Origin of the sequence: Octadecabacter ascidiaceicola (assembly GCF_900185015.1) — a bacterium.
GTDB classification, from domain to species: domain Bacteria; phylum Pseudomonadota; class Alphaproteobacteria; order Rhodobacterales; family Rhodobacteraceae; genus Octadecabacter; species Octadecabacter ascidiaceicola.
In genome coordinates this window covers 301,919-310,000 of the sequence record NZ_FXYD01000004.1, presented here as the reverse complement: position 1 = coordinate 310,000, position 8,082 = coordinate 301,919, and the positions used below count along the sequence as shown (strand labels likewise).

At 53.6% G+C, this 8,082-nt stretch carries 6 protein-coding genes; 2 read left to right on the top strand and 4 right to left on the bottom strand.

Annotated features, from left to right (window positions below):
* Positions 1-170: 170 nt before the first annotated feature.
* Entirely contained in the window at positions 171-794 is a 624-nt protein-coding gene (gene msrQ, locus OCA8868_RS13385; protein ID WP_093997225.1) for a protein-methionine-sulfoxide reductase heme-binding subunit MsrQ, read from the bottom strand.
* Positions 795-1,165: 371 nt separating this feature from the next.
* Between msrQ and OCA8868_RS13380 the strand changes: the two genes are divergently transcribed.
* Positions 1,166-1,891 (top strand): class I SAM-dependent methyltransferase, encoded by a 726-nt coding sequence (locus tag OCA8868_RS13380; RefSeq protein WP_093997078.1) that lies wholly within the window; start codon positions 1,166-1,168, stop codon positions 1,889-1,891.
* Here the strand turns inward: OCA8868_RS13380 and msrP are convergent.
* Positions 1,888-2,781, bottom strand: coding sequence for a protein-methionine-sulfoxide reductase catalytic subunit MsrP (gene msrP / locus OCA8868_RS13375; RefSeq protein WP_093997077.1), 894 nt, complete (start codon positions 2,779-2,781; stop codon positions 1,888-1,890). The genes OCA8868_RS13380 and msrP overlap by 4 nt on opposite strands.
* 181 nt (positions 2,782-2,962) lie before the next feature.
* Complete coding sequence (locus OCA8868_RS13370; protein WP_093997076.1) at positions 2,963-4,441, bottom strand: FMN-binding glutamate synthase family protein; 1,479 nt, start codon at positions 4,439-4,441, stop codon at positions 2,963-2,965.
* 141 nt (positions 4,442-4,582) lie between these two features.
* Between OCA8868_RS13370 and OCA8868_RS13365 the strand changes: the two genes are divergently transcribed.
* A complete protein-coding gene (locus OCA8868_RS13365; RefSeq protein WP_093997075.1) occupies positions 4,583-5,332 on the top strand; it encodes an SDR family NAD(P)-dependent oxidoreductase in 750 nt (249 codons plus the stop codon).
* A gap of 95 nt (positions 5,333-5,427) precedes the next feature.
* Here the strand turns inward: OCA8868_RS13365 and clpB are convergent, their stop codons facing one another.
* Positions 5,428-8,037, bottom strand: coding sequence for an ATP-dependent chaperone ClpB (clpB, locus tag OCA8868_RS13360; protein ID WP_093997074.1), 2,610 nt, complete (start codon positions 8,035-8,037; stop codon positions 5,428-5,430).
* Between the last annotated feature and the right edge of the window lie 45 nt (positions 8,038-8,082).

Below are 8,082 nucleotides of genomic sequence, written 5' to 3'. Positions count from 1 at the left end.
CGCCTGCATGAAAGCCGGATTCGCCTAAAATCCGGCCCTCTTTTTATACCCAAACCATGCGTCGTTTTTTAGGTGTATATATAGTGTGTATATATAGTGCGTTTTAAGGCCGAAGAAGCTGCGCCGATAATACGAATTTCAGTAGGCCGCAGGCCCCATTCTTAATGCGCCTATACGCCCGGAGCCGTGCGTGCCTTTGGCGCCCATTTGATCCGTGTTGCAAGCAATGCGAGGATAACGGCGAGATATACCATAGGCTCAGTCTCCCACACTTTCTGCACCATTATATAGTGTACCCCACCCAGCACCGCGATTGGGTAGACCAACTTGTGCAGCTTGCGCCATGTCGCGGCACCCATTTTTCGAAGCGAAAGGTTGTTGGATGTTACCGCCAATGGGATCATCAAGACAAACGCAAACATGCCGATAGTAATATAGGGGCGCTTCCAGATGTCTTCGTACATTTGCGCCCAGCGCAGATTCATGTCGATCAAAACCCATGCGAACAAATGCACTGAGACATAAACAAAAGACATTACACCAACAGCGCGACGGAACTTAAACAAGTTCAGTTTCAGGAATTTGCGAAGCGGCGTGATCGCGAGACCAAGGACAATGAGTTTGAGCGACAGTTCGCCCGTTTCGTGTTCGAACCGCTTGGCAGGGTCAACACCCAACCCACCGGAAACCAGCTGAAAAAGCAGCAAGGCAACTGGCAGCGTTAGCAATAGATAGACAACCCACGTCGGCACCTTGCGGGCAAGCTGGTTAATTCGATCAATAAACTTGGACATGTGGATCAGACCTTCGATTGCTTTCATCCTACATCGGGTCTAACCCCCACAAAAGATAGAGGCTTGTCACCATTCCCACGGTGAGTTGAGTGTTTGTTTCAACTGTTTTTAGCGACCTTCAATTCCAGAATGCTCTTAGTCTTCGGCCTCAGTTTAAGTTGCCCCTCGTCTTGCGTGAGTTCCAACCCTCAGATGGCGTCCGGCTCGTAGCAGAGTGTCGGCTTTGCTGGATTTTACTCTAATTGATGTTGAGGCCTGCAATGAAATTTAGACGCCGTGTAAAACGCCGAATAAAAGCAATCTCACACGGTCGCTGGGTCCATTTTCTAACATTTCCTCTCTTTGCGCCCAACAGCACCGGTCCTTCACGAATGTTGACCGATCTTACGCTCGAAGGGATTGAACAAACCGTACCCCGGTTTCGTGACCTTGCGGCTGTAGGATCCAATCGCAATGCCAACGTTCAAAGCGTCGAAGACTTCGCAATGGATAGCGCAACCCAAGCCCGCAGTGACGCATTAGGTGAAATTTTGACCGATGAAGGGTCGGACAAAGCCCGAAAACACAACTACAATCTCCTGCTGGCACATGTTTTTACCCAGCCAGAACAGGTCACAGCGATGCTGGAAATTGGGATGGGCACCAACAAAACAGACGTAGTCTCGAACATGGGTAAGCGAGGTATCCCCGGAGCTTCATTGCGAGCATTCCGCCGATTCCTACCTAATGCCCATATTTATGGCGCTGACTTTGATGAGCGCATACTTTTTCAAGAAGATCGGATCAGTACATTTTTTGTCGATCAGAACAAACCAGACACCTTAGAGGCATTGGAACGAAACCTGCCTGATGAGCTCGACCTAATTATTGATGACGGACTGCATTCTGCACATGCCAATCTTGCAACGCTCGCCTTTGCTCCACCTCGTCTACGCGTCGGAGGATGGTACATCTGCGAAGATATCGCAGATGAAGCTCTCCCAGTGTGGGAAGCCGCAACTCATATGATGCGCGACGGCTATGTCGGCCATATCATCCAGACACGTGGCGGGTTGGTGTTTGCCGTGAACCGAGTTTCCGACCTCAAATCATCTTAGAATTCGATGCTCAAATCCATGCCGTCATAAAGGCTGGCAACTTCAGGGTAGCCATTGAACATCAATGTGTCTTGGCGGGCTGAAAACAAACCACCGCCGATCACCCGTTCAGACGCTTGGCTCCAACGCGGATGGTCTACCTCTGGGTTCACATTACTATAGAAACCGTATTCGCGCGCGTTGATGTCATTCCAAGACGTTTTGGGTTGTTCATCCGTCAGGGTAATCCGCACAATGGATTTGATAGACTTGAAGCCATATTTCCACGGCACAACCAAACGGATCGGCGCACCGGACTGATTGGCGAGCGGGCGGTCGTAAACACCGGTCGCCATGATCGTAAGCGGATGCATCGCTTCATCCAGTCGCAGACCTTCCACATATGGAAAGTCGATAACGCGCTGCCGCACACCTGGCATAACATCCGGCAAAACAGCCGTTTCGAACGCGACGTGCGTTGCGCCCGACTGAACACCTGCTTTGTTGAGCAGATCCGCAAGCTCAAATCCGTTCCACGGGATAACCATCGACCAAGCTTCCACACAGCGGAAACGATACAAGCGCTCCTCCATAGTCATGTCCGCAGTCAAGTCAGTGAGAGAGAACGTACCCGGATTATCAACCATTCCATCAATCGTGATTTCCCAGCCGTCCGTGACCATATCACCCGCATTGTCAGATGGGTCAGACTTACCGGTGCCGAATTCGTAGAAGTTGTTATAGCTCGTAATCTCTTCCCACGTGTTCGGCTCAAGCGACTCCTGCGCTGCAACAGATCCACCAAGCGCACCCGCGCCTGCCATGCCTGCAAGCACCGCGCGGCGGTTCAACCAGATTGGTTCAGGGGTGACGTCTGCATGCGTTAGATTGTTTTTCCAGCGAAAGGCCATGTCGTGCTCCAGTTCAATTTCTCCACTCTATATATAGGGGCATGTTCACAGGTCACTAAACGACATCTCACAACTGCGCGGGAAACCTGTAACGTTTGCGCGTGCCGCGAGCGTAGAGGGGGACTAGTCCCCCGGTCCGTCCCGGACTCTCCCAAGGATATTCTTGAGACAAAGACAAAAACTAAGAAGGATAAAGCGTTGAAAGCGGGATGCTGTTGCCTTGGGGTTGGACGATACGGACATGGTTGCGGCGCATCAGGCGCGGTTCGGCAACACCAACGGAATGGGCGATCGTTTCGACTTCTTTGTTGATGCCTTTGGCGTAGGCGGCAACCTTTTCCCATTTTTCTTCCGGTACGAGCCCTTTTTGAAAACGCGGGTCGTGGGTGGTGATCCCTGTCGGGCAGGTGTTCTTGTTGCACTTAAGCGCCTGGATGCAACCAAGCGAGAACATGAAGCCGCGCGCTGATGTTACGAAATCCGCGCCTGCACAAAGCGCCCAGGCGATATCACCGGGGTTCACCAGCTTACCGGAAGCGACAATCCGGATACGTTCTTTTAACCCGCGTTCATTTCTCATTGCGCTTACCAGCGGTAGCGCTTCGCGAATGGAAACGCCAACCAAGTCAATTAACGGCATTGGTGCAGCGCCAGTTCCACCTTCGCCGCCATCCAACGTGATAAAGTCAGGCGCGGTTTCAGCACCTCTCTCTAAAATAGTGTCAAAGAACTCGGCAAAGGCCGCTTCCGAACCCATAACGGTTTTGATCCCCGTTGGAAGGCCCGTGACTTCGCGAACATGGGTGATGAAATCCAGCAAATCATTCCAATCATCGACCTCGGCGTGTCGGTTGGGGCTGATACCGTCTTTGCCCTTTGGGAGACCGCGAATTTCAGCGATCTCGGCGCTGATTTTCGCGGCAGGTAAAATGCCGCCCTTTCCCGGCTTAGCACCTTGGGCGAGCTTGATTTCAATCATCTTAACCTGTGGTGTCTCGGCGACCTTCCGAAGCTTCGCATCATCAAGGTTCCCTTCATCATCGCGCACTCCGTATTTGGCAGTGCCCATCTGAAAGACGATGTCGCAACCCCCTTCCAAATGGTACGGTGATAACCCTCCCTCGCCCGTGTTCATCCAAATGCCCGCAGCCGCGCAACCCTTGGAGAGCGCTTGAACGGCAGGTTTCGAAATCGCGCCGTAGGACATGCCCGACAGGTTGAAAATGGACTTCGCCGAATACGGCGCACGAGCGGTCTCCCCGATCACCAGCGGTTCGGTACTGGCAAACTGATTGTCGAGCGGCGGAAAAGCGGCATTGGTAAAGATCGGCGTACCCGGAACGGACAGGTTTCGCGTAGACCCAAATGCAACCGTGCTACTGCCATCATCGGCCGCGTGCTTTACCCAATCCCGTTGTGCACGGTTGAACGGCAGCTCCTCGCGGTCCATCGCAAAGAAGTATTGGCGAAAGAACTCACCCAGCGACGAAAACACATATCGAAAGCGTCCCACCACCGGGTAGTTCCTGCGAATTGCATCTTGGGTTTGCGTTCGGTCAATCACAAAGAAGACAGCGATCACCGCAATCACAAGGCCAACAGCAAGGATCAACGCAATCGCGAGGCCTTCGAATACGGACATTGAAAAACTGGAAAACATGTGTGGCCGCCTTATTGAGAAAGATGTGACCTTAGACACAATAGACCGCCAGCCCGCCGGTCAACCCACACCCAATCAACTTACGCTGATGCCTCTAAGAACAGGCTTTCAATTACAGTGAAACCGCGTCAGGTTTCAGAGATGAAAACAGCTATTATTACTGGCGCCGCACGCGGCATCGGTCTGGCCACGACAGACCTACTTTTGGCAACCGGCTGGCAAGTTGCGATGATTGATCGTGACAGCGAGGCCCTAGCAGCTGCTGTCTCTTCGCGCACGAATGTCCATGGAATTGATTGCGATGTTTCAGAGGAAAGCTCTGTTAATAGTATGGTCGATGAGACCTTGCGCCATTTCGGACGTATTGACGGGCTTGTAAATAACGCGGGTGTCGCCGACTTTGGCCCTATTGCCGAAACGGATTTCGTGCGATGGAAGACCGTCATGGAAACCAATCTTGATGGCGTGTTTCTCTGCACGCAAGCGGCAACTCCCGCACTGAAAGAATCCAAAGGTGCGATTGTGAATATCGCCAGTATTTCCGGTTTACGTGCCTCGACCCTACGGGTCGCCTATGGCACCTCAAAGGCGGCGGTGATCCAACTAACTTTGCAGCAAGCGGCCGAATTGGGTGAGTTCGGCATTCGAGCCAACACCGTCTGCCCCGGACCCGTACGTACCAAATTGGCGATGGCGGTTCATACGCAAGACATCATTGATGCCTATCACGACGCGATCCCTTTGAATCGCTATGGATCCGAGAACGAAATTGGTGAGGTAATTGCCTTTTTGTTGTCTGAGAAGGCGAGCTATGTCACGGGCCAAACGATTGCAGCGGACGGAGGGTTTGAAGCAACGGGTGTGGGGCTTCCGGCGTTGCGCAGCCAGTAAGCGATTGTTTTTTGATGCAAGGTTGCGCCGACGCGCGGTAAAATCGAAAAGCCCCGCCCACATACATACGCGGGCGGGGCTGTTATACCGAGCGATTAGTGAACGACGGCGTCATCCGGTTTAGGCCGTTTGGATTCGCTCACGCGATCCCCGACCAGCAAACCGTCCGGCCCTGCCGAAACAGGTACGGTGTCGCCATCTTTTACATCCCCCGCGAGCAGCATCTCCGCCAGCGGATCTTGCAGCGCACGCTGTATAACCCGCTTCAGCGGGCGCGCTCCGAACACCGGATCATAGCCCTCATCGGCAAGCCACTTTCGCGCCTCGTCGTTGAGCGCCAAGTTGATCTTGCGTGAAGCAAGCCGCTTGAGGAGCCGTGACATCTGGATGGTCACAATGCCATCCATGTCATCGCGTGCAAGCCGGTCAAAGATAACCGTTTCGTCCAGACGGTTGAGGAACTCAGGCCGGAAGTGCGCCCGAACCGCATCCATCACGTCACGCTTGGCGTCACTGGCATCGGACCCTTCTGGAAGCTGGCTAAGCGCTTGGCTTCCAAGGTTCGACGTAAGGATAATTAGCGTTTGCTTGAAATCCACAGTGCGGCCCTGGCCGTCTGTCAGAACACCATCATCCAAAACCTGCAACAGCACGTTGAACACATCAGGGTGCGCCTTTTCGACTTCGTCAAACAGGATCACCTGATACGGGCGACGCCGCACAGCTTCGGTCAACACGCCGCCTTCATCATAGCCGACATACCCCGGAGGTGCGCCGATCAAACGCGCGACCGCGTGCTTTTCCATGAACTCGGACATATCGATCCGCACCATCGCGTTGTCATCGTCGAATAGGAATTCGGCAACGGCTTTGGTCAGCTCGGTTTTACCGACGCCGGTTGGCCCGAGGAACAAGAAGCTACCAAGTGGGCGCCCTTCGTCATTCAGCCCAGCGCGCGCACGGCGCACCGCGTTTGCCACCGCTTTCACCGCAGCGTTCTGGCCGATAACACGTTTGTGCAACCCGTCTTCCATCCGCAACAACTTCTCGCGCTCGCCTTCCAGCATCTTGGCGACGGGAACACCTGTCCATCGCTCAATCACGCTTGCGATCTGTTCGGGACGCACGGCATCCTCGACCATTAGGTCGCTGTCTTCGGCATCATTCAGTTGCTTTTCAAGCTCTGGCATCACGCCATAAGAAAGCTCACCCGCCTTGGCGAGGTTGCCTTCGCGTTTCGCGATATCAAGCTCGGCACGTGCACGATCCAGCTTTTCCTTTAGCCCGCGTGCGCCTTCCAACTCGTCCCGTTCCGCCTGCCATTTCGCAGTCATAGCTGCGGACTGTTCTTGCAAGTTCGAAAGTTCCCCTTCGAGTTTTTCAAGACGGTCCTTAGATGCCGCATCATCCTCAAGGCGCAGTGCCTCGGCCTCGATCTGCAATTGCATGATCTGGCGATCCAATTGATCCAGCTCTTCTGGCTTACTGTCGACTTCCATCCGCAAACGCGACGCTGCCTCATCGACAAGGTCGATGGCTTTGTCAGGCAAGAAACGATCGGTAATGTAGCGGTTGCTGAGCGTTGCCGCGCTCACCAAGGCGCTATCGGAAATGCGAACGCCGTGGTGGAGCTCATACTTTTCCTTAATTCCGCGCAAAATTGAAACCGTGTCTTCGACAGTCGGCTCCTGCACCACAATCGGCTGGAAACGACGCGCAAGTGCTGCGTCTTTTTCAACGTACTTGCGATATTCATCCAGCGTCGTCGCACCGATACAGTGCAATTCACCCCGCGCAAGCGCAGGCTTAATCAGGTTGGCAGCATCCATCGCGCCGTCACCTTTACCAGCGCCGACAAGAGTATGCATTTCGTCGATGAACAAAATGATCTCGCCCGCAGCTTCGCCGACTTCGTTCAAGACCGCTTTAAGGCGTTCTTCGAATTCACCGCGATATTTAGCACCTGCAATCAGGGCACCCATGTCAAGTGACAAAAGCGATTTGTTGCGAAGGGATTCAGGCACGTCACCGTCAACGATGCGCAAAGCAAGGCCTTCGGCGATCGCGGTTTTACCCACGCCCGGTTCACCAATAAGAACCGGGTTGTTCTTGGTGCGGCGTGACAACACCTGCATTGCACGACGAATTTCTTCGTCACGGCCAATGATCGGGTCAATCTTTCCTTCACGGGCACGCGCCGTCAGATCATGCGCGTATTTTTTCAGCGCATCATATCCGTCTTCGGCGGACGCACTGTCAGCTGTGCGACCTTTGCGAATGTCATTAATCGCAGAATTCAAACCCTGCGCCGTAACCTTACCGGCATCCAACGCGTCCTTGGCTTTGGATTTCACCATCGCCAGCGCCATCAGAATACGTTCAACGGGTACAAAGCTGTCGCCAGCTTTCTGGGCGAGCTTCTCAGCCTCGGCCAATACTTTACCAGTTGTGCCATCCATATAAGTTTGCGCAGCATCGCCAGTGACGGTCGGCTGTTTGCCAAGCGCTATATCTACGTTTTGCAATACCCGTGCTGCATCACCACCTGACGCATTGATCAGGTTGGCGGCAAGCCCTTGGTCATCATCCAGCAAAGCTTTGAGTAAGTGTTCTGGGGAAAGCCGTTGATGGCTTTCGCGCATTGCGATCGTTTGGGCGGCCTGAATAAAACCGCGTGACCGCTCAGTGAACTTTTCAAGGTTCATAGGTCTCTCCTTTATAAAGCGCCCCTACAAAAATTGCTGCCCGCT